This is a genomic window from Microbacterium sp. LBN7 (genome assembly GCF_045690345.1).
Lineage (GTDB): Bacteria > Actinomycetota > Actinomycetes > Actinomycetales > Microbacteriaceae > Microbacterium.
This window is the reverse complement of the sequence record NZ_CP147856.1, coordinates 4,047,830-4,070,023: the sequence shown is the minus strand read 5'-3', so window position 1 is coordinate 4,070,023 and position 22,194 is coordinate 4,047,830. Positions and strand designations below refer to the sequence as shown.

26 protein-coding genes are annotated in these 22,194 nt (G+C 67.4%); 14 read left to right on the top strand and 12 right to left on the bottom strand.

Features of this window, described 5'->3' with window-relative positions; translation table 11 throughout:
* Positions 1 to 45 precede the first annotated feature (45 nt).
* Genes tatC through lnt form a run of 3 tightly spaced genes read left to right on the top strand, consistent with a single transcriptional unit; the run spans position 46 to position 4,822 of the window.
* On the top strand, positions 46 to 804 hold the full coding sequence (gene tatC, locus LBN7_RS19770; protein WP_116635401.1) for a twin-arginine translocase subunit TatC: 759 nt from the start codon (positions 46 to 48) through the stop codon (positions 802 to 804).
* On the top strand, positions 801 to 3,275 hold the full coding sequence (locus LBN7_RS19765; RefSeq protein WP_407360583.1) for a DEAD/DEAH box helicase: 2,475 nt from the start codon (positions 801 to 803) through the stop codon (positions 3,273 to 3,275). Before tatC ends, LBN7_RS19765 begins: the two co-directional genes overlap by 4 nt.
* Positions 3,276 to 3,286: 11 nt before the next feature.
* A complete protein-coding gene (gene lnt / locus LBN7_RS19760; RefSeq protein WP_407360582.1) occupies positions 3,287 to 4,822 on the top strand; it encodes an apolipoprotein N-acyltransferase in 1,536 nt (511 codons plus the stop codon).
* Positions 4,823 to 4,890: 68 nt separating this feature from the next.
* On the opposite strand, the gene LBN7_RS19755 is transcribed toward lnt, so the two are convergent.
* The 4 genes from LBN7_RS19755 to LBN7_RS19740 form a co-directional block, all read right to left on the bottom strand.
* Complete coding sequence (locus LBN7_RS19755) at positions 4,891 to 5,274, bottom strand: RNA polymerase-binding protein RbpA (RefSeq protein WP_116634983.1); 384 nt, start codon at positions 5,272 to 5,274, stop codon at positions 4,891 to 4,893.
* 105 nt (positions 5,275 to 5,379) lie between these two features.
* Positions 5,380 to 6,177 (bottom strand): glycerophosphodiester phosphodiesterase family protein, encoded by a 798-nt coding sequence (locus LBN7_RS19750; RefSeq protein WP_407360581.1) that lies wholly within the window; start codon positions 6,175 to 6,177, stop codon positions 5,380 to 5,382.
* Positions 6,174 to 7,103, bottom strand: coding sequence for an SPFH domain-containing protein (locus LBN7_RS19745; RefSeq protein ID WP_341945425.1), 930 nt, complete (start codon positions 7,101 to 7,103; stop codon positions 6,174 to 6,176). The genes LBN7_RS19750 and LBN7_RS19745 overlap by 4 nt, the downstream gene beginning before the upstream one ends.
* 9 nt (positions 7,104 to 7,112) lie before the next feature.
* Positions 7,113 to 7,586: an NfeD family protein gene (locus tag LBN7_RS19740; protein ID WP_407360580.1), complete on the bottom strand. Its 474-nt coding sequence runs from the start codon at positions 7,584 to 7,586 to the stop codon at positions 7,113 to 7,115.
* Positions 7,587 to 7,706: 120 nt separating this feature from the next.
* Between LBN7_RS19740 and LBN7_RS19735 the strand changes: the two genes are divergently transcribed.
* Positions 7,707 to 8,471: an SDR family oxidoreductase gene (locus LBN7_RS19735; RefSeq protein WP_116634979.1), complete on the top strand. Its 765-nt coding sequence runs from the start codon at positions 7,707 to 7,709 to the stop codon at positions 8,469 to 8,471.
* Positions 8,472 to 8,542: 71 nt separating this feature from the next.
* On the opposite strand, the gene LBN7_RS19730 is transcribed toward LBN7_RS19735, so the two are convergent.
* Positions 8,543 to 9,136, bottom strand: a complete 594-nt coding sequence (locus LBN7_RS19730; RefSeq protein ID WP_341945424.1) for a DUF308 domain-containing protein — start codon at positions 9,134 to 9,136, stop codon at positions 8,543 to 8,545.
* Between the two features lie 146 nt (positions 9,137 to 9,282).
* Here LBN7_RS19730 and LBN7_RS19725 point away from each other — a divergent pair, with 146 nt between their 5' ends.
* The 4 genes from LBN7_RS19725 to LBN7_RS19710 all read left to right on the top strand — a co-directional run bounded on the left by LBN7_RS19725 (position 9,283) and on the right by LBN7_RS19710 (position 13,698).
* Positions 9,283 to 9,714 carry a helix-turn-helix transcriptional regulator gene (locus LBN7_RS19725; RefSeq protein WP_207769954.1) on the top strand — a complete coding sequence of 144 codons (432 nt, stop codon included), beginning with the start codon at positions 9,283 to 9,285 and terminating at the stop codon, positions 9,712 to 9,714.
* A 14-nt stretch (positions 9,715 to 9,728) separates the two neighbouring features.
* Complete coding sequence (locus LBN7_RS19720) at positions 9,729 to 10,139, top strand: VOC family protein (RefSeq protein ID WP_116635400.1); 411 nt, start codon at positions 9,729 to 9,731, stop codon at positions 10,137 to 10,139.
* 29 nt (positions 10,140 to 10,168) lie between these two features.
* On the top strand, positions 10,169 to 12,523 hold the full coding sequence (locus LBN7_RS19715) for an ATP-binding cassette domain-containing protein (RefSeq protein ID WP_407360579.1): 2,355 nt from the start codon (positions 10,169 to 10,171) through the stop codon (positions 12,521 to 12,523).
* A gap of 89 nt (positions 12,524 to 12,612) precedes the next feature.
* The gene (locus LBN7_RS19710) at positions 12,613 to 13,698 is read left to right on the top strand and encodes a serine hydrolase domain-containing protein (protein WP_407360578.1); all 1,086 of its coding nucleotides are present in this window, start codon (positions 12,613 to 12,615) and stop codon (positions 13,696 to 13,698) included.
* A gap of 16 nt (positions 13,699 to 13,714) precedes the next feature.
* Here the strand turns inward: LBN7_RS19710 and LBN7_RS19705 are convergent, their stop codons facing one another.
* Complete coding sequence (locus LBN7_RS19705) at positions 13,715 to 14,560, bottom strand: class I SAM-dependent methyltransferase (protein ID WP_407360577.1); 846 nt, start codon at positions 14,558 to 14,560, stop codon at positions 13,715 to 13,717.
* A gap of 170 nt (positions 14,561 to 14,730) precedes the next feature.
* Between LBN7_RS19705 and LBN7_RS19700 the strand changes: the two genes are divergently transcribed.
* Entirely contained in the window at positions 14,731 to 15,546 is an 816-nt protein-coding gene (locus tag LBN7_RS19700) for an aminoglycoside phosphotransferase family protein (protein WP_407360576.1), read from the top strand.
* A gap of 20 nt (positions 15,547 to 15,566) precedes the next feature.
* Here the strand turns inward: LBN7_RS19700 and LBN7_RS19695 are convergent, their stop codons facing one another.
* Positions 15,567 to 15,731: a hypothetical protein gene (locus LBN7_RS19695; protein ID WP_407360575.1), complete on the bottom strand. Its 165-nt coding sequence runs from the start codon at positions 15,729 to 15,731 to the stop codon at positions 15,567 to 15,569.
* 64 nt (positions 15,732 to 15,795) lie between these two features.
* Positions 15,796 to 16,413, bottom strand: a complete 618-nt coding sequence (locus LBN7_RS19690; protein WP_407360574.1) for a TetR/AcrR family transcriptional regulator — start codon at positions 16,411 to 16,413, stop codon at positions 15,796 to 15,798.
* A gap of 74 nt (positions 16,414 to 16,487) precedes the next feature.
* On the opposite strand from LBN7_RS19690, the gene LBN7_RS19685 reads away from it, so the two are divergent.
* Together LBN7_RS19685 and LBN7_RS19680 are read left to right on the top strand one after the other, a co-directional pair.
* The gene (locus tag LBN7_RS19685; RefSeq protein WP_407360573.1) at positions 16,488 to 16,868 is read left to right on the top strand and encodes a DUF1761 family protein; all 381 of its coding nucleotides are present in this window, start codon (positions 16,488 to 16,490) and stop codon (positions 16,866 to 16,868) included.
* A gap of 20 nt (positions 16,869 to 16,888) precedes the next feature.
* Positions 16,889 to 17,173, top strand: a complete 285-nt coding sequence (locus LBN7_RS19680) for a DUF1905 domain-containing protein (RefSeq protein ID WP_116634972.1) — start codon at positions 16,889 to 16,891, stop codon at positions 17,171 to 17,173.
* 16 nt (positions 17,174 to 17,189) lie between these two features.
* Here the strand turns inward: LBN7_RS19680 and LBN7_RS19675 are convergent, their stop codons facing one another.
* Entirely contained in the window at positions 17,190 to 17,558 is a 369-nt protein-coding gene (locus LBN7_RS19675; protein ID WP_341945417.1) for a VOC family protein, read from the bottom strand.
* Between the two features lie 72 nt (positions 17,559 to 17,630).
* Here LBN7_RS19675 and LBN7_RS19670 point away from each other — a divergent pair, with 72 nt between their 5' ends.
* From LBN7_RS19670 to LBN7_RS19660, 3 genes are read left to right on the top strand one after another with little or no spacing between them, the layout of a single operon-like run.
* Positions 17,631 to 18,179, top strand: coding sequence for a GNAT family N-acetyltransferase (locus LBN7_RS19670; RefSeq protein ID WP_341945416.1), 549 nt, complete (start codon positions 17,631 to 17,633; stop codon positions 18,177 to 18,179).
* Between the two features lie 42 nt (positions 18,180 to 18,221).
* Positions 18,222 to 19,547: a nitrate/nitrite transporter gene (locus tag LBN7_RS19665; protein ID WP_407360572.1), complete on the top strand. Its 1,326-nt coding sequence runs from the start codon at positions 18,222 to 18,224 to the stop codon at positions 19,545 to 19,547.
* An 18-nt stretch (positions 19,548 to 19,565) separates the two neighbouring features.
* A complete protein-coding gene (locus tag LBN7_RS19660) occupies positions 19,566 to 19,988 on the top strand; it encodes a GNAT family N-acetyltransferase (protein ID WP_116634968.1) in 423 nt (140 codons plus the stop codon).
* A gap of 31 nt (positions 19,989 to 20,019) precedes the next feature.
* Here the strand turns inward: LBN7_RS19660 and LBN7_RS19655 are convergent, their stop codons facing one another.
* The 3 genes from LBN7_RS19655 to LBN7_RS19645 are packed head-to-tail and all read right to left on the bottom strand — an operon-like array spanning position 20,020 to position 22,174.
* Entirely contained in the window at positions 20,020 to 20,766 is a 747-nt protein-coding gene (locus LBN7_RS19655; RefSeq protein ID WP_407360571.1) for a formylglycine-generating enzyme family protein, read from the bottom strand.
* Between the two features lie 5 nt (positions 20,767 to 20,771).
* Positions 20,772 to 21,431, bottom strand: a complete 660-nt coding sequence (locus LBN7_RS19650; RefSeq protein WP_407360570.1) for a YczE/YyaS/YitT family protein — start codon at positions 21,429 to 21,431, stop codon at positions 20,772 to 20,774.
* Entirely contained in the window at positions 21,428 to 22,174 is a 747-nt protein-coding gene (locus LBN7_RS19645; protein ID WP_407361736.1) for an SGNH/GDSL hydrolase family protein, read from the bottom strand. Before LBN7_RS19645 ends, LBN7_RS19650 begins: the two co-directional genes overlap by 4 nt.
* Positions 22,175 to 22,194 lie beyond the last annotated feature (20 nt).

Genomic DNA, 22,194 nt, shown 5'->3' with positions numbered 1-22,194 from the left:
ACCATCGAACCGACCGTGAAGCAGAAGGCGGATCGGGATCGGCGGATGTCGCTGGGCGCACATCTCGTCGAACTGCGCAAGCGCCTGATGTACGCGGCGCTCGCGCTCGTCGTCGGCATGGTGGTCGCGTTCATCATCGCCGATCCGGTCATCCATCTGATCACGGAACCCATCCGCGTCATCATGGACAAGCGCGGTGACAACTTCAGCGCACTGAACTTCGGCACCGTGACCGCCGCTTTCGACATGCGCATGCGGATCGCCTTCTCGATCGGCCTGTTCATCTCCGCGCCCGTGTGGCTGTGGCAGATCTGGGCGTTCATCATGCCCGGGCTCACCCGCAAGGAGATCAAGTACACGATCGGCTTCATCGCCGCCGCCGTACCGCTCTTCTTCGCCGGGTGCTACCTCGGCATCGTGATCATGCCGCACGTGATCGAGCTGATGTGGGGATTCACGCCCGAGGGCGGCACGAACTTCTACCAGGCGCAGGAGTACTACGACTTCATCTTCAAGCTGATGATCGTGATCGGCGTCTCGTTCGTGCTCCCGGTCTTCCTGGTCGCGCTGAACTTCGCCGGTGTGATGTCCGGGCGAGCGATCCTCAAGGGATGGCGCATCGCGATCATCATCGCGACGGTCTTCGCGGCGCTGGCGACTCCGGCAGCCGACGTGATCAGCATGCTGATGCTGGCCGGCATCCTCATCGTCCTGTTCTTCGCGGCCGCGGGGCTCTCCCTGCTCTTCGATCGCCGAAAGCGCAAGCGCGACGCCGCAGCGGGGCTTCTGCCGGACCCGGTATGAGTTCGCCGTCCGAGCGTTACGCGGCCGCACGAGAGGCCGCTGAGCACCCGGCGACGAACGCGTTCGCCGCGCGTCAGAGGTTCGAGCTCGACCCGTTCCAGGTCGCCGGCTGTCATGCTCTGGAGGCCGGCCGCAGCGTGCTCGTCGCGGCGCCGACCGGCGCGGGGAAGACCATCGTCGGCGAGTTCGCGATCCACCTCGCGATGCAGACGCCGAGCGACAAGGCGTTCTACACGACGCCGATGAAGGCGCTGTCGAACCAGAAGTTCCGAGAGCTCGTCGAGGTGTACGGCCCCGACGAGGTCGGCCTGCTCACCGGTGACACGAACATCAACGGCAACGCTCGCATCGTGGTGATGACAACCGAAGTGCTCCGCAACATGATCTACGCCGACTCGGCGGCGCTCCGCGATCTGCGTTACGTCGTGATGGACGAAGTCCACTACCTCGCCGACCGGTTCCGCGGCGCGGTGTGGGAAGAGGTCATCATCCACCTGCCGCAGCATGTGCGGCTCGTCTCGCTGAGCGCCACGGTGTCGAACGCCGAGGAGTTCGGCGACTGGCTCGACACCGTGCGCGGCGACACCGAGGTGATCGTCTCGGAGATCCGGCCCGTCCCGCTCGAACAGCACGTGCTCGTCCGGGACGATCTGCTGCCGCTCTTCGACGATCGCGCGGGTATCGCGACCGCGCAGGTGAATCAGGAGCTGATGCGGATCCGCTCCTTCACGGGTTCGAACTACGAGAACAATCGCCGGACGCAGTCCTACATCAGCAACAGGCACGCCGGCCGACAGGCGAAGCGACCGCCGCGTGGCGGCCAGCGCCCGGTGCGTCCCTCGAACGTCCGCCGCATCGAGCGGATGGATCGCCCCGATGTCATCAAGCTCCTCGAGCGGGCGAACCTGCTGCCCGCGATCTTCTTCATCTTCAGCCGCGTGGGCTGCGACGCCGCGGTGCAGCAGGTGCGCCGATCGGGCATCCGGCTGACCTCGCCGGAGGAGAAGGCGGAGATCCGCGCCATCGTCGAGGAGCGCACCAGGTCGCTGCAGGAAGAGGATCTCGGCGTCCTCGGCTACTGGGACTGGCTGGAGAACCTGGAGCGGGGCGTCGCCGCCCACCACGCCGGACTCCTGCCCGCCTTCAAGGAGGTCGTCGAGGAGCTCTACCGTCTCAAGCTCGTCAAGGTCGTCTTCGCCACGGAGACGCTGGCGCTGGGCATCAACATGCCCGCGCGCACCGTGGTGCTCGAGAAGATGGAGAAGTTCAACGGCGAGGCCCGTGTCGCGATCACCTCGGGCGAGTACACGCAGCTCACCGGACGCGCCGGCCGTCGCGGGATCGACGTCGAGGGCCACGCGGTCGTCCAGTGGACCGAGGGCATGGATCCCCAGGCCGTCGCGGCTCTGGCATCGCGGCGCACGTACCCGCTGAACTCCAGCTTCCGCCCGACGTACAACATGGCGGTCAACCTGATCGACCTGTTCGGCAAAGCGCGCGCTCGGCAGATCCTCGAGTCGTCCTTCGCGCAGTTCCAAGCGGACAGGGCCGTCGTCGGGTTGGCACGTCAGGTCCGGGAAGCCGAGGAGTCCCTCGCCGGGTATCAGAAGTCGATGGCGTGCGAGCACGGAGATTTCCCCGAGTATGCGGCGATCCGGCGCGAGCTCAGCGACCTCGAGAAGAAGAACCGTCAGGACTCCGGCGCACCGCGCGCCTCCCGCGACAAGCGGATGAAGCGCATCCAGTCGCTGCGCACCGCCATGCAGCGGCATCCCTGCCACCGCTGCCCCGATCGGGAGGCGCACGCCCGCTGGGCCGAGCGCTATTGGAAGCTCAAGCGCCAGACCGACCGCACCCGGCGCCAGATCGAGACGCGCACCGGGACCGTCGCGCGCGTGTTCGACCGCGTGGTGGAGGTTCTCGAGACGCTGGACTACCTCTCCGAGGAATCCGGGGAGACCGCGTTGACCGAGGCCGGGCGCACGATGCGGCGCATCTACGGGGAGCGCGATCTGCTCGTCGCCGAGTCGCTGCGCCAGGGGCTGTGGAACGGACTCGACGCCCCATCGCTCGCCGCTATGGCCTGCTGCCTGGTGTACGAGCCCCGACGCGACGAGGCGAACTCGGGGGAGCGGGGACTGCCTCGCGGTGCGTTCCGGACGGCGTATGAGAAGACCACGACGCTCTGGGCTGAACTCGACGATCTCGAGAAGGATCATCACCTGCCCGGTTCCGAACCTCTCGCCGCCGGCCTCGCCGGCGCGATGCACTCCTGGGCCCGCGGCGGAATGCTCGATCGGGTGCTCGTCGATGCCGACATGGCGGCCGGCGACTTCGTGCGCTGGGCGAAGCAGACGATCGATCTTCTCGACCAGCTGTCGATCGTCGCGGAGGACGGCGCGCTCGCACGGACGGCCCGCACGGCGCTCGACGGCGTCCGGCGCGGAATCGTCGCCTACTCGTCGATGTGAGAATGAGAGGGATGTCTGAGTCCCCTGCGCGTCAGCGCCCTCTCCTGCCGCTCTGGGTGGCTGTGATCGCTGCGGCGCTCTCGGCGTTCCTGATGAATCTGGCCTACCCGGAGACCGCGATCTGGATCCTCGCGTTCCCTGCCACTGCTCTTCTGCTCGTCGCACTCATCGGCCGGCGTCCCGGAGGAGCCCTGCTGGTCGGCCTCGTCTACGGGATCGTGCTGTTCGGTCTCCTGGTGTCCTTCACCTCGCGCTATCTGGGTCCGATACCCTGGGCGGCGCTGAGCGTGGTCGAGGGAGGGCTCACGGCGGTGGCCCTGATCCTGACGGCGCTGGCGTACCGCTGGATGCCCCGGGCGTTCCCAGGGACCGCGGGACGCCTGGTGGGCGTCCCGGTGGTGGTCGCTGCCCTCTGGGTCGGCCGCGAGGTCTTCGTCGGGTCCTTCCCCTACGGAGGCTTCCCGTGGGCCCGCATCGGCATGAGCCAGGCGGAGAGCCCGCTGGCCCCGCTGTCGTCGTGGCTCGGCGTCAGCGGCCTCGGATTCCTCATGGTGCTCCTGGTGGCGATGCTGGTCGAGATCGTGCGGCTGCGGGCATGGCGGACTCCGCTCCGACTCCTCGTGCCGGCCGCGCTCGTGATCGTCCTCTTCTTCACTCCGCTCTTCCCGACGACGGATGCCGGCTCGATGCGCATCGCCGCCGTGCAGGGGAACGGGCCCACGGGCTACTTCGATCAGCGCGAGCCCTTCTCGGTGATCGACGCGCAGACCGATGCCACCACACCGCTCTACGGCGAGGACGTCGACCTGCTGGTCTGGCCGGAGGGGTCGCTCGACACCGATCCGTTCCAGAACGAGGCGCTGGCCCGACGGATGACGCTCATCACGACCCGGATCGATGCGCCGCTGCTCGCGAACGCGGCGACCGGGCGGAATGAGCGCTACTTCAACACGTCGATGCTGTGGACGGATGCCGGGGGAGCGACGCAGCTCCACGACAAGCGTCATCCGGTGCCCTTCGGCGAGTACGTGCCGGATCGAGCCTTCTTCAACGCCCTGGCCCCCGACCTGATCGGGCTCATCCAGCGGGAGTACACACCAGGCGAGAATCCGCCTGTCATCGACGTCGACGGGGTCGCCGTCGGGCTCGCGATCTGCTTCGACGTGATCTACGACGACGTGATCACCGAGGGCGTCAACGCCGGAGCTCAGGTCTTGGTGTTCCAGACGAACAACGCCGACTTCCGCGGCACCGATGAGAATCTGCAGCAGCTGGCCTTCGCGCGGATGCGTGCGATCGAGACCGGTCGCAGCGTCGTGAACATCTCGACGGTCGGCACGAGCCAGATCATCCGCCCCGACGGATCGACCGTGACGAGCCTGGATGCCGGAGAAGCGGGCGCGATGCTCGAGGACGTCTCGTTGCGCACCGGGCTGACCGCCGGTGTCGTCCTGGGCCCCTGGGTGCAGCAGCTTCTGGTCTGGGGCGGGCTGGTCGCGCTCCTCGTGGCGTGGTGGCGCGCGCGGAGGCGCGACCAACAGGTGTGACCCGCACGCGCCTCACACACAGAAGCAGCAGGGCTCGAACGAGCCCTGCTGCTTCGTGAGTCAGGCCGTCAGGCCCCGATCTTCTCGCGGGTCGGGTCTTCGCCGGCACCGCGGCGGGCGCGGATGAAGGCCAGACGCTCCTCGAGGAGCTCCTCGAGTTCGGCGCGGGTGCGACGCTCCATCAGCATGTCCCAGTGGGTGCGAGCGGCCTTCTCGTCGGTGACCTCGAGCGTGACGGCCTGGCCGTCGACGTTCAGGCGGGCGTCCGCTCCGCAGGAGCGGCATTCCCAGGTCTGCGGCGGCTCGGCGTCGGCCGCGAACATCAGGTTCGTGACGTGTCCGCACGTGTCACAGGAGTATTGGGTCTCGCGGCGTTCCATGAAAACGACGCCCTCTTCGCTCTGTAGGCTCTGGGCGCCGAGTCGGATGCCGCGCAGGCTGCGATCTGCCATTTTGTGGTCCTCTCGTCGCTGTCAGGTATAACGCTCCAGCCTGTGCGCCTGCTCCACGCGGGCGGTTTCCCGGCGGGATTCACAGCGTAATCCCAGCGGAGGAGGTTATAGAGCGCGTCGAGAGCCTTCGGCGGGGTGGAGAGCGGCCAGGGCGACGTCGGCGCGATCGGAGACGACGCCGTCGACGCCGAGACTCACGAGGCGCTGCATCTCCGCCGGATCGTTGACCGTCCAGACGTGCACCTCGACGCCGGAGCGGTGCGCGGCACGCAGGAGGTGCGGGGTGAGCACCGTGAGCGCGCCGTGCCGTTCCGGGATCTGCAGCGCATCGATCTCGCGGAGGACCCGGGCGGGGGAGAGGCGCAGGGATGACAGCGCACGCAATGCGGCGATGGTGCGGCTTCCACCCGACGTGGCGGGCCGGAGTGAGGCTCCCGCTCCCATGACGGCGGCGATCGTGGCGCGACGGTGAGCGTCGGAGAAGCTCGTGACGAGCACCCGGTGCGTGTGGTCCGCGAGGATCGGGCCCAGAAGCTCCGTGGCGGCATCCGTCTTCACGTCGATGTTGAACCGGATCTGCGGGAACGAGGAGAGCGCCTCCGCGACCGTGAGCAGACCGCCGTGGTCGGCGAAGACGCTGCGGAGCTCTCTCGTTCGCACCTCCCGCACCGCGCGGCGATCCCCGAGGAGGCGTTCGATCGTCGCATCGTGGAAGAGCACCACATCGCCGTCGGCCGTCACCTGGCAGTCCGTCTCGATGTAGTCGGCACCGGCGGCGTGCGCGGCGGCGAAGGACGCCGCCGTGTTCTCCCACACGCCGGAATCCTCGCCCGCCGCGGTGATCAGACCGCGGTGAGCGAGGACTCGGGGATGCCGTGCCTTCGAGAAGTACGGGTGCGTCACGCGCCCGGGAGCGTGTTGGTCGGGCCCTGGCCGGGCTTCGGCGTGAATGCGCTGCCGATGCCCTTCAGCGCCTCGGTGAGCTCGCTCGGGATGATCCACAGCTTGTTCGACTGGCCTTCGCTGATCTTCGGCAGCATCTGCAGGTACTGGTACGCGAGGAGCTTGTCGTCCGGAGCGCCCTGGTGGATCGCCGTGAAGACGTTCTGGATCGCCTCGGCCTCACCCTGCGCGCGGAGCACCGCGGCCTGCTTGTCGCCCTCGGCGCGGAGGATCTCGGCCTGACGCGCACCTTCTGCTTCGAGGATCGCGGACTGCTTGGTTCCCTCTGCCGTGAGGATAGCGGCACGGCGGTCACGCTCGGCGCGCATCTGCTTCTCCATCGAGTCCTGGATGGAGATCGGCGGGTCGATGGCCTTCAGCTCGACGCGGCCGACGCGGATGCCCCACTTGCCGGTCGCCTCGTCGAGCACGACGCGCAGCTGGCCGTTGATGTTGTCGCGGCTGGTGAGAGCCTCTTCGAGGTTCAGACCACCGACGACGTTTCGCAGTGTCGTGGTGGTGAGCTGCTCGACGGCGCCGAGGTAGTTCGCGATCTCGTAGGTCGCGGCGCGGGCGTCGGTCACCTGGAAGTAGACGACGGTGTCGATGGAGACGACGAGGTTGTCCTCGGTGATCACCGGCTGCGGCGGGAACGAGACGACCTGCTCGCGCATGTCGATGAGGGGGCGGAGTCGGTCGATGAAGGGGACCAGGAGGTTCAGACCCGGCATGAGGGTCTTGTGGTACCGGCCGAGCCGCTCCACGACGCCCGCTGTCGCCTGCGGGATGATCCGGATCGAGCGCGCGAGGGTGACCACCACGAAGATGATCACCGCGATGACGAGTATCCAGCCGATGGCGGCGGGGATGAACGAGGAGTCGTTCATGTGTTTCTCCTAGTCATTAACGGGACGGACGGTGGCGGTCGCCCCGTTGATCGCGGTGACCGCGACCGGTGAGCCCTGGGGGATCGGCACTGAGGTGGATGTGCGGGCGGTCCAGGTGTCGCCGTTGCTGAGCTTGACCTGGCCGGAGATCTGGGTGATGTCGTGCAGAGCGATGCCGCGCAGGTCGATCAGCGCGTCGACGTTCGACTTCGTCGGATCTTCCCCGCGCCGCAGCCGCTTCAGCAGTGGCGGCCGGAGGAAGAGGATGAACAGGGCGGCGGCTGCGGCCGCGATGAGAACCTGTGCCCAGATGGGCAACCCCACGAGATCGCTGACGAGGCCGATCGCGCTGCCGAAGCTGAGCATGAGGAAGGTGAAGTCGAGGGTCAGCATCTCGATCACGAGGAAGAGTGCGATCAGGACCAGCCAACCGATCCACGCCCAGTTGTCGATCAGTTCGATGAAGACGGAGAAGTCGTTCATGCGGCCTCCTTTGCGGTCAACCTATCACGCGCCGTCGACGCTCTCGGGAGTCGCCGAGCCGGATTGATAGTGTGTGAGAGCCGTGCGATCACGGCTTCTCACCCATCTCCAGGAGTCATCGTGACCGACGTTCTTCCCGCAGGATCTCTCGACGGCAAGGTCGCCCTTGTCACCGGCTCATCGCGGGGGATCGGCGCCGACACGGTGCGCTACCTCGCCGAGGCCGGCGCCGACGTCGTCATCAACTTCCGCAACAAGGCGCCCCGAGCCGAGAAGCTCGCCGCGCAGCTGCGCGAGCTCGGCCGTCGCGCTCTCGTAGTCGGCGCCGACCTCACCGATCCGGCATCCGTCGCCGAGATGTTCGACGCGATCCGCGCCGAATACGGCCGGCTCGATGTCCTGGTGCTGAACGCCTCCGGCGGCATGGAATCGGGGATGGCCGAGGACTACGCCCTCACCCTGAACCGCGACGCGCAGCTCAACGTGCTGAACGCGGCGACGCCGCTGCTCGGCGAGGGCGCTCGCGTGGTGTTCGTCACCAGCCACCAGGCGCACTTCATCCGCACCACGCCGACGATGCCCGAGTACGAGCCCGTCGCGCTCTCGAAGCGTGCGGGGGAGGACGCGCTCCGTGAGCTCATCCCCGGCCTCGCCGAGAAGGGCATCGGCTTCACCGTCGTGTCCGGCGACATGATCGAGGGAACGATCACGGCGACGCTTCTCGAGCGCGCCAACCCCGGTGCGATCGCGGAGCGCCGCGAGTCGGCAGGCAAGCTCTACAACGTCTCGGAGTTCGCGGCCGAGGTGGCCAAGGCCGCGGTCGACCCTGTGCCGGCCGACAACACCAGGCTCGTCGGCGACGTCAGCGCATTCGCCGCCGAGTAGGACCTCTCTGGACGGCGATCGGCCCCGTTCTGCTTCTCGCAGAGCGGGGCCGATCCGTGTCTTCTGGTCGGTCAGGCCGGAGCGCCTTCCTGCGCGGCGGTGAAGGCCTTCTCGTCCTTGCCGAGGGTGATCGCGCGCACGATCTGCACGATGCCGAGCGCGACGAGCGAGATGCCGAGCAGCAGCCAGAACGCGAGGCCGGCGATGATCGGCGAGAACAGCACGATGATGCCGGCGATGATGCTCAGCAGCGCGTAGAGCAGCGTCCACACGCGGGAGCCGTCGCGGCCGAGGAGCGACAGGGAGACCACGCCGTCCACGATCCAGCTGATGCCGATGAAGATGACGACGACGAATGCGAGAGTCGCGGCTGCCGCGCCGAGGTTGGCGTACGCGATCACACCGGCGACGATGTAGACGAGACCGAGCACGATGTGACCGACGCGCGACCATCCGCCCTTCGCGCCCGAGAAGATGCCGAGGCCGATGTAGACCAGGCCGGCGATGATCAGATAGGTGGCGAAGATCGCCGTCACGATGACCGCGGACTTCACCGGCCAGATCAGGAGGACGAGTCCGGCGATGAGCGCGACGACGCCGGACACGGCCAGCGCGACACGGATCGACTTGAACAGGGACTTCGCTTCGGGGAGTGTTTCGGACATGGTGTGGACCCTTTCTGAGAGAATCCTGTGGGGATGCCCCTCAGGGTAGCGCTCTCAGGATCGCCTGTGGAAGATGCTCCGACCGCGCGTCGCAGAACGTCACCCCGTGACGCCTGGTGACGTGGCAGGATCGTCTCGTGACTGCCATGGATGACGCCCGCCTGCGCGAGCTCGCCGTGATGCGGAAGGTGAGAGATCGCATCGACCGCGAGTACGCGCGGCCGCTGGACGTGGAGGCGCTCGCCAGGGGAGTGCACATGTCCGCCGGGCATCTGAGCCGCCAGTTCCGTGAGGCGTACGGGGAGTCGCCGTACTCGTATCTCATGACCCGGCGCATCGAGCGGGCGATGGCCCTGCTGCGACGAGGCGACCTGACCGTGACCGAGGTGTGCTTCGAAGTCGGATGCTCGTCGCTCGGAACCTTCAGCACCAGGTTCACGGAGCTGGTCGGTGTCTCACCCCGGGTGTACCGTGAACGCGCCGCCAACGTCGACGGCATCCCGTCCTTCCAGGCCAAGCACGTGACCAGACCGATCAGGAATCAAGAAGCACCGCGCACCGATGCGCATCTAGCGTGAGCACCGTGAACACCATGAACATCAGCATCCACTACGCCTTCCTCCCGCACACCGACGCCGATGCGGCTCTCGGGTTCTACCGAGACACCCTCGGCTTCGAGGTGCGCAACGACGTCGGGTACGACGGCCTCCGCTGGCTCACCGTCGGTCCTGCCGGCCAGCCCGAGACCTCGATCGTCCTCCATCCGCCGGCCACCGACCCCGGCATCACCGACACGGAGCGGCAGACCATCCTGGAACTCATCGCGAAGGGCAGCTACGGTGCGCTGACACTCGCGAGCGACGATCTCGACGGGCTGTTCGAGCGCCTGGTCGAAGGAGGCGCCGACGTCGTCCAGGAGCCGATGGATCAGCCGTACGGGGTGCGCGACTGCGCCTTCCGCGACCCGGCAGGAAATCTGCTCCGTATCAATCAGGCCGGCTGACCGATCAGCCACGACAACGAAGGACGCCGATGACCGCCGAGCATCCCGCAGACACCCACGACCTGATCCGCGTGCAGGGCGCGCGCGAGAACAATCTGAAAGACGTGAGCGTCGACATCCCGAAGCGCCGCCTCACGGTGTTCACGGGCGTCTCCGGGTCCGGCAAGAGCTCGCTCGTGTTCGACACGATCGCCGCCGAGTCCCGGCGCATGATCGACGAGACGTACAGCGCGTTCGTGCAGGGGTTCATGCCGTCGGTGCCGCGACCCGACGTCGACGTCCTCGACGGGCTGACCACGGCCATCATCGTCGACCAGGAGCGCCTGGGCGCCAACCCTCGTTCGACGGTCGGCACGGTGACCGACGCGAACGCGATGCTCCGGATCCTCTTCAGCAAGCTCGGCTCGCCCTACATCGGAGGACCGACGGCGTTCTCCTTCAACATCCCGACCCAGCGGGCGAGCGGCGTGATGACGGGGCCCGGAGGCGAGAAGAAGATCGTGAAGGACGCGATCTACCTCGGCGGGATGTGCCCGCGATGCGAGGGCAGGGGAGCGGTGTCCGACCTCGACCTCGCCCAGATCGTCGACGAGTCGAAGTCGCTCGACGAGGGAGCGATCATGGTCCCCGGGTACACCGCCGACGGATGGATGGTGAAGGGCTTCTCGGCGTCGGGCTTCTATCCCGCCGACAAGCCGATCGCGGAGTTCACCGAGAAGCAGCGCCACCTCCTTCTCTACGGCGAGGTGACGAAGGTGAAGATCTCCGGCATCAACATGACCTATGAGGGCCTGATCCCGAAGATCACCAAGTCGATGCTGTCGAAGGACCTCGACGCGCTGCAGCCCCACATCCGTGCTTTCGTCGAACGGGTCGCGACCTTCGCGGTCTGCCCGGAGTGCGATGGGACGCGACTCACCGAGGGCGCTCGCTCGTCGAAGATCGAGGGCGTCAGCATCGCGGATGCGTGTCGGATGCAGGTGACGGACCTCGCCGCGTGGGTGCGGGGACTCGATCTGCCCGGAGCGGGTCCGCTGCTCGAGGCTCTCAGCGCGAACCTCGACGCGTTCGTCACGCTCGGACTGGGCTACCTCAGTCTGGAGCGGCCCTCCGGCTCGCTCTCCGGGGGAGAGGCGCAGCGGATCAAGATGCTCCGCCACCTCGGATCCTCTCTGACCGACGTCACCTATGTGTTCGACGAGCCGACGATCGGACTGCACCCGCACGACATCCAGCGGATGAACAGCCTGCTGCTGAAACTGCGCGACAAGGGGAACACGGTCCTCGTCGTCGAGCACAAGCCCGAGACCATCGCCATCGGCGATCACGTGATCGACCTGGGGCCGGGAGCCGGCGGCGCCGGGGGACAGATCTGCTTCGAGGGGACGGTCGAGGGGCTCAAGACCAGCGGCACGCGTACCGGCGATCATCTGGAGGACCGCGCGCAGTTGAAGGGATCCGTGCGCGCGAGCGACGGCGCGATCGAAGTGCGCGGAGCCACCGAGAACAACCTCCGGAACGTCGACGTCGACATCCCGACCGGAGTGCTGACGGTCGTGACCGGGGTCGCAGGGTCGGGGAAGAGCTCGCTCATCCACGGTTCGGTCTCGCGTCGCGACGGTGTGGTGGCGATCGACCAGGGAGCGATCAAGGGCTCTCGCCGGAGCAATCCGGCGACGTACACCGGCATGCTCGAGCCGATTCGCAAGGCCTTCGCCAAGGTGAACGGCGTCAAGCCGGCTCTGTTCAGCGCGAACTCCGAGGGAGCGTGTCCGACCTGCAAGGGCGCCGGGGTCATCATCACCGAACTCGGCTTCATGGACACCATCGAGACGCCCTGCGAGGACTGCGGCGGCAAGCGGTTCCAGGCGAGCGTCCTGGAATACAAGCTGGCCGGCAAGGACATCACCGAGGTGCTGGACCTGCCGGTTTCGGAGGCGAGGGTCTTCTTCGCCGAGGGCGAGGCCAAGATCCCGGCGGTGACCGCGATCCTGGGCCGTCTGGACGACGTCGGACTCGGATACCTGTCACTCGGTCAGCCGTTGTCGACGTTGTCCGGGGGAGAGCGGCAGAGGATCAAGCTGGCCATCCAGATGGGGGAGAAGGGCGACATCTACGTGCTCGACGAGCCCACCACGGGTCTTCATCTGGCCGATGTCGACAAGATCCTCGGTCTTCTCGATCGGCTCGTCGACTCGGGGAAGACCGTGATCGTGATCGAGCACCACCAGGCCGTGATGGCGCACGCCGACTGGATCATCGACATCGGTCCGGGCGCGGGCCACGACGGAGGCACAGTGGTCTTCGAGGGCATACCCGCGGATTTGGTATCCCAAAAGACGACGTTGACGGGGGAGCACCTGGCAGAGTACGTCGGGGCGTGACAGCGACCGCACCTATGGGCTGCCCCCGAGGTCGTTCTCATGTTGCTATGAGTTCCGCACCGGGCGTCGTCCCGATCTAACATCGGGACGTGTCCCGTCTCGTCAGAGGTCTCTCGCTCACCGTTCTCGTGCTCGCCATCACGGGGTGCGCGAGTGCGCCGGCGCCTGAGGCGTCTTCACCATCGAGGCTGAGCAACCTCGAAGCGGCCTACGGTGCGCTGGACCGCGCTGACGCCTCGGTGGTCACCGCCGTGTCGGTGGAGGGGGCGCCGGTTGCGGTGCGAGAGTTCGGTGCACTGCAGGAAGACAGCATCCCGGCCGAGAAGACGTTGGTCGACATCGGCTCGATCACGAAGACGGTCACCGCCGTGGCCATCTCGAAGCTCGTCGATCAGTCCGGCGTCCGTCTCGACGAGAAGCTGGCGGAGATCTTCTCCGGTGTGCCCGACGACAAGTCGGACATCACCGTCGAGCAGTTGCTGACGCACAGCAGTGGCCTGCCCGAATCGGTCGGTGACGACTTCGAGCAGATCGATCGAGACGAGTTGCTGAGACGCGCGTTCGCATCGCCGTCGATCGAGATTCCGGGTACGAGATATGCCTACTCCAACGTCGGCTACTCGATCCTCGCCGCCATCATCGAGGTGCGCAGCGGCAAGTCCTACGAGGAGTACCTGCGGGATGAGGTTCTGGCCCCCGCGGGGATCGGTGGCATCGGGTACCTGTCGGAGTACGTCGATGAGCTGTCGATGCGCTCCACGAGCGGCGAGAGCGTTCGCGAAGCGAGTTGGGGTGCGCATGAGGTCTCCTGGAACCTCGTCGGCAACGGCGGCCTGGTCACCACGGCGCCCACGTTCGTCCGCTTCCTCCAGGAGCTGACGAGCGGCGGCCTGCTCTCGCCTGCGTCCCTGGACCGGCTTCAGCAGCCGCACATCGCCGAGGACGATGCCGGATCGAGCTTCTACGGGTACGGACTCGTGGTGCAGGACGTTCCGGACCTCGGCCGCATCTACTGGCACGACGGTGGGAACGACGTCTTCTCCGCCGAATGGTCGCTGTACGCGGATCATGGAGATGTCATCTTCACCGCCGGAGTCGATGCGGCGCCGGGGGAGAGCGCGGCGGGAGCAGCCGCGAGTGTCCTCCGCGAGCACCTCTATGGTGCGAAGGACTGACTGCCGAGAGCGGGTCTCAGTCCCGACGCGTGACGATCGTGTATGTGCAGGGCACGAGGTCGCGTTCGGAATCGGGCCACGCCCAGCCGCCGTCGACCTCGACCATGCGAGGGCTGAACTGCCACGGCAACGTGCGTCCTTCATCGAAATGGATCAGGCGGAGCCCGGCGTGCAGCAGCGCGCCGAGGATCTCCGACAGCGGATGCGGCCATTCGAAGGTGCGCGGATGCGCCACGGTGCCGTCTCCGGCGTAGGTGGACGCGTCATCCCATTGCTGAGCTCGGCCATCGCCGAAGTACGGGTAGCGAATCGTCAGTGACGTGGCTTCCTCGTCCAAGGCGTAGAGCGACGGGTGCCCGTCGCGGATGAAGAAGGTGCCGCCCGGGCGAAGCAGAGCGGCGATCTGCGCGGCCCACCGATCCAGATCCGCCAGCCATGTGATCGTCCCGATGCTCGTGTAGACCACGTCGAAGTGACCTTCGACGACGTTTCGGGCGTCGAGCACATCCGTCTCCACCCAGGTGGCGGATGTGCCCGTCCGATTCGCGAGTTCCGCAGCGGCACGGAGGGCGGGCCGTGAGAAGTCCACGCCGGTGACTGTGGCGCCCGCGCGAGCCAGTGAGACCGTGTCTGTCCCGATGTGGGACTGCAGGTGGCACACATCCAGACCGGAGACGCTCCCAGATGACAGGAACGACTCGAGGACGGGAAGATCGTGTCGCACGACGTCGCTGAGATACGTCGGGTCGTCATAGGCCTCGAGCCCGTATGCCGCTTGGTGCAGCGGAACCCGATCATCCCAGTTCTGCTGATTCGCGCGTCGCGCGGCTTCCCAGTCGATCTCGACGTTGCGTGGAGTCACACGATGAAGCCTAGCGATCGGCCTCATCGTGCCTCCGCGAGCATAAGCCGATAATGCACATTATGTCAGATTGCGAATGGTGCGAGCTCCTCCGCCTCTCCTCGATCAACATGCGCCGGCCGGTGCAGAGCGCGAGGAGCACAGCGATGGCCTCTCCTAGGCTGTGCGGTATGCCTTCCCACACGCACGATCTGCAGATCACCGACACGGTGGTTCGTAAGAGGTTTCTGAGCTGGGCAGACGGCGAAGCCGATCGTGAGTGGCGCTGTCTGCAACTCGTCTGGAAACAGGTTCCGGGGATCACCCCGCGGCCCTTGGGGCGGACCACTGACGACGAGTACCCCGTGGTGATCATGGAGCGGATACCCGGCGTGCCGCTCGGCGACAAGCCGCTCACTGCTGAGCAGACGTCTTCGCTCGGGCGGACGCTGCGGCGACTCTACGACATTCCCGTCGAGGACATCGCTGCCGCGGGGATCGTGGAGCGCCGCTACGGCCCTTCGACACTTCCGCAGGCGCTCGGTGCGTGGCTGAGCGACACGTACGACCTCTCCCCTTGCCTGGATGCCGTTCGGGTCGCCGACGGCATCGCGGCCGCGCACGACTGGCTGAGCCAGCCCGATGTCCTCCCGACCCCACGACTCGTCGGGCTCGGAATCGCGGATCTCAATCCCGCGAACATCCTCTGGGACGGCCGCACGTGCCGCCTCGTCGACTTCGAAGACGGCGGACTCACCGATCCGGCGTATGATCTGGCCGATCATGTCGAGCATCTCGCGGGGCGCCTGGGTAATGTGTTCGATCCCGACGCGCTCTCGACTGCCGTCGGGCTGTCGGCGGATGAACGGGAGCGGATGCTCGCGTACCGGCCTCTCTGGGCGGCGTTCTGGCTGACCATGCTCCTGCCCGGGAACGGCGGTTTCCTCCGCAACCCGGCCGGTACGACCGAGGCTCAGGTCAGTCATTTCCTGAAGCTCATCAACTGATCTCCCCGCCACGGACCTGCTCACGCGAGCACTCGGTAGCGCAGGTGAACCTCACTCGCGAAGGCCGGGACGCCGATGGAGTCGAACTCGACGCAGCGGATCGGCTCCGACCGGGTCACCTTCGCGAGATGCGCCAACGCCGTCGACTTGCCTGCGCCACTCGCACCGGTGAGAGAGAACAGCATCCGCAAAGACTACGGGCCCCACCCGTTCCGCGGTCATCGGGGCCGGCGCTCGCTTCCGCGCTGCTCACGGCCGCCGGTGGCCCGCAAGGAAAAGGTCGACAGCGCGATCCACCGGCGGGGCCTCGATGTCGCCGGCAAGCAGGCGGGCGTTGAGCGGCGCTCCGATCACGAGCCACGTGAGGTCCGCGGCCGCAGCATCCACATCGTCGATCCGAAGCCCATGCCTTGCCGCTACCGTGCGCAACGTTTCGGCGAGGTTCCGGATGTTGGTGTTCCAACTCTCCTCGAGGTACATTCTCGCCACTTCGGGTTGCGTCACGGCCTCCGCCGTCACGAGACGGCGCATGGCGAGCACCGGTTCGCTCAGGATGCCGAGGCGCATCGTCTCCGCCAGTTCGGCGAGCCCCTGCCGAAGATCATCCGCCGCCTGCAGCCGCTCCAGAGCCGGGCGCATCGCGTCGCGACCGGCGGATGCCCAGTGGCGGACCACTGCTTCGTAGAGGGCCGACTTCGAGGGGTGCTCGCGATAGAGCGACGCCTTCGAGATCCGTGCTCGTCTGGCGACCTCCTCCATGGAGGCTCCCCCGTACCCGCGCTCCAAGAACACGTCGCGCGCCACCGCGAGGAGATCCTCCCCCGTGAGGCCTGCGGGTCGGCCCGGTGCGCGAGCTTCTGTCGTCATGCTGCCACTTTAGTACTTGACGGTTCTAAATGACCAGTCTAGTCTGAGTACCAGTCGGTACTAAAGGAGTCGAAATGCTCATTCTCGGAATCGCCGTCGCCACCGTCGCGTCATTCATCGCCAGTGCGGCGCTGTACGCGATCCCCGCCGTCTCGGCCACGATCAGCCGCACGAGCACGCCGCGGCCCGGGCTGTCCATGGCCGCCCAGATGGCGTCCGTCGTCCTGCGCAGCATCATCACCGCGTGCCTGATGGCCGGGATCCTGGTGTGCGCGGAGTGGCACGGAGCCGTCCCGGGGCTGCTCCTGGGCCTCACTCTCTCCGTGCTGCCGCTCACGCTGCTCATGGGTGGCGTCATACACGAGAACACGGCCGTCTCGGCGGCCGCTATCCACCTCGTCGATTGGGTCGTCAAGCTCGCACTGATCGGCGTCATCGTCGGTCTCTTCGTCTGATCGCAGAACCGGAGGACATCATGACCACACTCGCACCGCTCGACATCACGTTCGTCGCCACGCTCGGCAAGGTGCGCGACGGAGACACGTGGACCTGCGTCCAGCTCCCCGACTCCGCATCCGTCTTCGGTACGCGCGGGCTCGTCAAGGTCGTCGGAACAGTGGACGGAGAGCCGTTCCGGGGCGCCTTCATGGCGTTGGGCGACGGCACACACAAGCTGCCGGTGACCGCAGCGATCCGCAAGAGGATCGGGAAGACCGACGGTGATGACGTGACCGTCCACCTCACCGGACGGCTCACCTGAACGTCGTGGGTCTCGTCTACTGCGAGGCCCACACTCCGAGCTCGTTGCCGCTCGGATCGGCGAAGTGCAGGCGCCGCCCACCGGGGAACTCGTAGGGCAGCTGGAGGATCGCGCCTCCCGCTGCCACGATGGCGTCCATCGTCGTCTCGAGATCGGTCGAATACAGCAGCACGAGCGGTCCGCCGACCGGGCGCGCCTCGTCGGCGAGCAGCAGGCCTCCCACCTCGCTCCCGTCACCGCTCGGCGAGGCGATTCCGGCATAGCCCGGTCCGTAGTCGACGAAGGACCAGCCGAAAGCCTCGGTGTAGAAGGTCGTGGCGGCGGCGAGGTCTGTCACGACGAGCTCTACGTAGTCGATGGAATGGTGCGCGGGTCGAGGCGTCATGCGATCACCGTATCGGTGGCTGCCGACATGCGGGCACCCGTCGACGTCTCTCGCCTCTGGCAGGCTGTGAGGATGAGTTCGACGACCATAGCCGTCTGGAACGGCAGCCACGATCAGCTGGCGCGGGCGGCGGAGCTCTACGCTGAGGTCTTCTCCGAAGCGCCGTACGGCGAGGAGCGCTCGCAGAGCATCGAGAGCTTCACTTCCCGCGTGCGACGCCGTGCCTCCGAGAAGCCGTCGTTCCGGCTGTTCATCGCGACGGAGGGTGACCGGGTGGTCGGCCTCGTCCTCGGGACCGGCGTCTCCCGTGGCGACTGGTGGTGGGATCGCCTGGAAGCAGCGCTGCCGCCAGACGTGAAGGAGGTCTGGCTCGACCAGGAGTGCTTCTCGGTGGAGGAACTCGCCGTCGACGGATCACACCGCCGCCGTGGGGTCGCGGCAGCATTGATGGCTGCGGTCCTCGATGATCTTCCGCACCGCACCGCGCTTCTCTCCTGCTACCAGGAGGCGCGGTCGGCGCAGAAGCTCTACAGCCGGCTCGGCTGGGCTGTGATCGATCCTGCCGTCCACGTCACGGAATCTCGCGCAGTGCAGGTGATGGGCATCCGCTTGCACGAGTGACGATGCGAAACCTGCCCGGCTGCACAGGAGTAGCGTTGAGGCGTGTCGCAGGTCCCCCGCTCCCCCGTCTCGACGCCGGAGTGGCGGGCATGGCTGGTCTGGTCCGTGGGTGTCGCGGCCTACGTGCTCGCGATCACGAACCGCACCTCGCTCGGCGCGGTCGGCGTCGAGGCCGCTGATCGCTTCCAGGCAGACGCGTCGACGCTCGCGCTCTTCGCGGTCGTCCAGCTCGCCGTCTACGGCGGCATGCAGATCCCGATCGGCGTCCTGCTCGACCGATACGGGTCACGCCCGATCATGACGATCGGCATGCTCCTGATGGCCGCAGGGCAGCTGACCATGGCCCTCTCCCCCAGCGTCGGCATCGCGATCTTCGCCCGCATCCTCCTCGGCGCCGGTGACGCCGCGATCTTCCCCGCCGTCCTCCGTCTCGTCGCAACCTGGTTCCCTGCGCAGCGGGGTCCGATCATGGTGCAGTTCACCGGCATCGTCGGGCAGGCGGGCCAGCTGATCGCGCTCGTCCCGCTCGCGGCTCTCCTGCATGCGACGACGTGGACGATCACCTTCGGCAGCATCGCCGGCCTCGGCGTCCTCTTCGCGATCCTCGTCGCCCTGATCATCCGCAACCACCCGCCTGAGCGGAATGCCGACGTCACCGTGAACACCGACACCGGGGTGATCCGGGTCGTCACATCCGCGATCGACACCGGCGTCGGCATCCGCGCCGCCTGGGCGCACCCCGGCACCCGGCTCGCGTTCTGGTCGCACTTCACGTCGCCGTTCGCCGGCACCGCGTTCATCCTGCTCTGGGGGATGCCGTTCCTGACGGCGGCTCAGGGCCTCGACACCGCCCACGCCGCGGGGATCATCTCGGTCTACGTCATCGCCGGCATGGTGCTCGGCCCCGTCATCGGCGACCTCTCCCGGCGACTCCCGAACTACCGGTCGATGGCGCTCGTGCTGCCCGCTGTGGGCGTGCAGATGCTGGCCTGGGTCGTCGTCATCGCGCTCCCCGGGCCTGCCCCGCTGTGGCTGCTGTACATCCTCGCGGTTGCCCTGGCGACCGGCGGTCCCGCGTCGATGATCGCGTTCGACCACGCGCGGACGCACAACCCCTCGCACCGGCTGAGCACGGCGACGGGAGTGACCAACGCCGGCGGCTTCATCGCCGCGCTCATCGCGATCTTCCTGATCGGTCTCGCCCTCGACCTGCAGGGAGCCGGAACCCCGGCGACCTACTCGCTCGACGCGTTCCGGATCGCATTCCTGATGCCGATTCCCCTCTGGGTCCTCGGCGTCGTCTTCATCCTGATCGAACGCAAGCGCACGCGCATCCGGATCGGCTTGGATCCCGATCCGCGTCGCTGAGCGCTCATAGGATGAAGCATGGACTCCGGCTTCACCTTCTCCTCCGACTCGACCCGCATCGACCGCGCCCAGGTGCACGCCTGGCTGAGCGAGCAGGCCTACTGGGCGACGGGGCGGCCGCGCGAGATCCAGGATGCCGCGATCGACGCCTCCCGCAACTACGGCGTCTGGAATGGGGACGGCGAACAGGTCGCCTACGCCCGCGTCGTGACGGATGCCGTGACCTTCGCCTGGCTGTGCGATGTCTTCGTCGACGAGAGCGCTCGAGGCAGCGGCGTCGGCAAGATGCTCGTCGAGGGCGTCATCGCCGATCTGCAGCCGCTGCCGGTGAAGCGCATTCTCCTGGCCACAGCCGACGCGCACGGACTCTACGCGCAGTTCGGCTTCGCACCCTCGGAGGACCCGAATCGGTACATGGTCAAGCACCTGGAACAGGCCTGAGCGGAGTCGACGCGCCCCGTGGACTGACCGCTCACCGCCGCAGCGGCGTCCACCCCGGCGGCAGAGGCCCGTCGACGACCGCGCGCTCCCGGTCGATCTTCGCGGACCATCCCTGCGCTTCGTCGACCGTGTCGAACGCGCCACGCGCGAGGCGCAGACCCACGTCGTCCTGCTGCGTTCTCGGAGCTCCACCGCGACGGACCGATGCGCGCACGCTCCAGGCGTCATCCGCGAACCCTCCACCGCGGAACACCCGGTAGTCGTCGTAGCGCGCCGGATCCAGCAGGTCCCAGCACCACTCCCAGACGTTGCCGAGCGTGTCGAACAGTCCGTTGAGGTTCGGGATCTTCCCGCCGACGTTCTGCGGCGAGGAGACGCCGTCGGCGCTCGTCCAGGCGGCATCCGCGAGGGGTGCGTAGTGCGGGCCGGTCGATCCTGCGCGGCAGGCGAACTCCCACTCCGCTTCCGTGGGCAGGCGATAGCCGTCTGCCGTGGCATCCCAGCTCACGTCCTCGCCATCGAACAGATAGACCGGGTCGAAGCCCTCCCACTCGGATGCGGCGTTGCAGAAGTGCACGGCGCGCAGCCAGCTCACGTCCACCGCCGGACGCGACGGATGCCGGACCGCGATGCCGAGCACGTCCGCCACCTGCTCCTCGGTCACGGGGTAGACGCCGATCGCGAACGGCTCCAGCGCGACCGTGCGCTGCACCTTCCGTCTCGCGTCATGGAGGATCACAGAGCCCGCGGGAAGCGTGGTCATCTCGAAGTCGGACATTCCGCTCAGCTCGCGATCCGGATCTCGCCCGTCGGCGTCGCGGCGTCCGCAGCCGCCGCGACCTCGGGAAGCCCGACCGCGAACAGGCGCAGGAAGAACTGGCACAGCGGTCCGACGAGCAGAGCGAACGCCACGGTGCCGATGCCCACGTTCCCGCCGAGGGCCCATCCGACCGCGACCACGGTCACCTCCAGCCCGGTGCGGACGACCCAGATGGGCCAGCCCGTGCGCCGGTGCAACCCCGTCATCAGCCCGTCTCGCGGGCCCGGCCCGAACGCGGCGCCGATGTAGAGACCGGTCGCCCCCGACAGGACGAGCAGTCCGACGACGAAGAACGCGACGCGGATCCAGAGCTCATCCGTCTCGGGGATCAGGAGGAAGCCGATGTCGGCGGCAGGCCCGACAAGCAGGGCGTTGAGCAGAGTGCCGATTCCGGGCTTCTGCCGGATCGGGATCCAGAGCAGCAGCACAACGACACTGACGAGGATCGTGATGATGCCGAAGCTCAGCGGCACGTGGCGCGCGATGCCCTGCGTCAGCACGTCCCAGGGCGCCGCTCCGATCATTCCTCGGACGAGGAAGGAGATCCCGATGCCGTACAGGAACAGGCCGACGAGGAGTTGCGTGACGCGGCGCGGCATCCGCCGACCGCGCAGGCGCTTCACGTGGGGATCCGCTCGACCCACGTGGGGTATTTGGCCGCGCGGCCGTCTCCGGAGGATGTGCGTGTCACGCGACGGCGGACCCACGGGCCGACGTGTTCGCGGTAGTAGGAGAGTCCGGACGGCCTCGCTCCTCCCCTTTCGCGCGGCGCCCACCACGTCTCGGGCGGCTCGAAGCCGAGCGCATGGATCACTCGTGCGGCGACGCGATGGTGTCCCGCGGCGTTCATGTGCAGTCGATCCTCTGACCAGTACGCGGGGTCGGCGAGCTCCCTGTCCGGCCAGTTGAGAGCCCGGATCACATCGGGCCTGTCCTCGATCCGGCGGAGCACCGCCTCGGACAGGAGATCGCCGCGGCGCTGCACGAGCGATCCCATGGGAAGCTGGCCGCTCGGGTTCGCGCCGGAGAGCAGGATCATGGTCACATCCTCCTCGTCACAGCGACGGAGCACGCGACTGAAGGCATCGGCGATGTGCTCGACATCGGTCCGCGGCCGCAGCATGTCGTTCCCTCCCCCGTTGAACGAGAGGTGGGTCGGACGCAGCGCGAGTGCCGGCTCCAGCTGCTGCTCCACGATCGGCCAGGCGAGCTTGCCGCGGATCGCGAGGTTGGCGTAGTGGATCGGATGACCTGCCGCGTCCGCCCATCCCTGAGCGGCCAGGTCGGCCCATCCGCGTTCTCGGCCGTCGGGAAGGACGTCGCCGACGCCTTCTGTGAAGGAGTCGCCGATCGCCACGAATCGCACATCTGCCACCGCACAAGCCT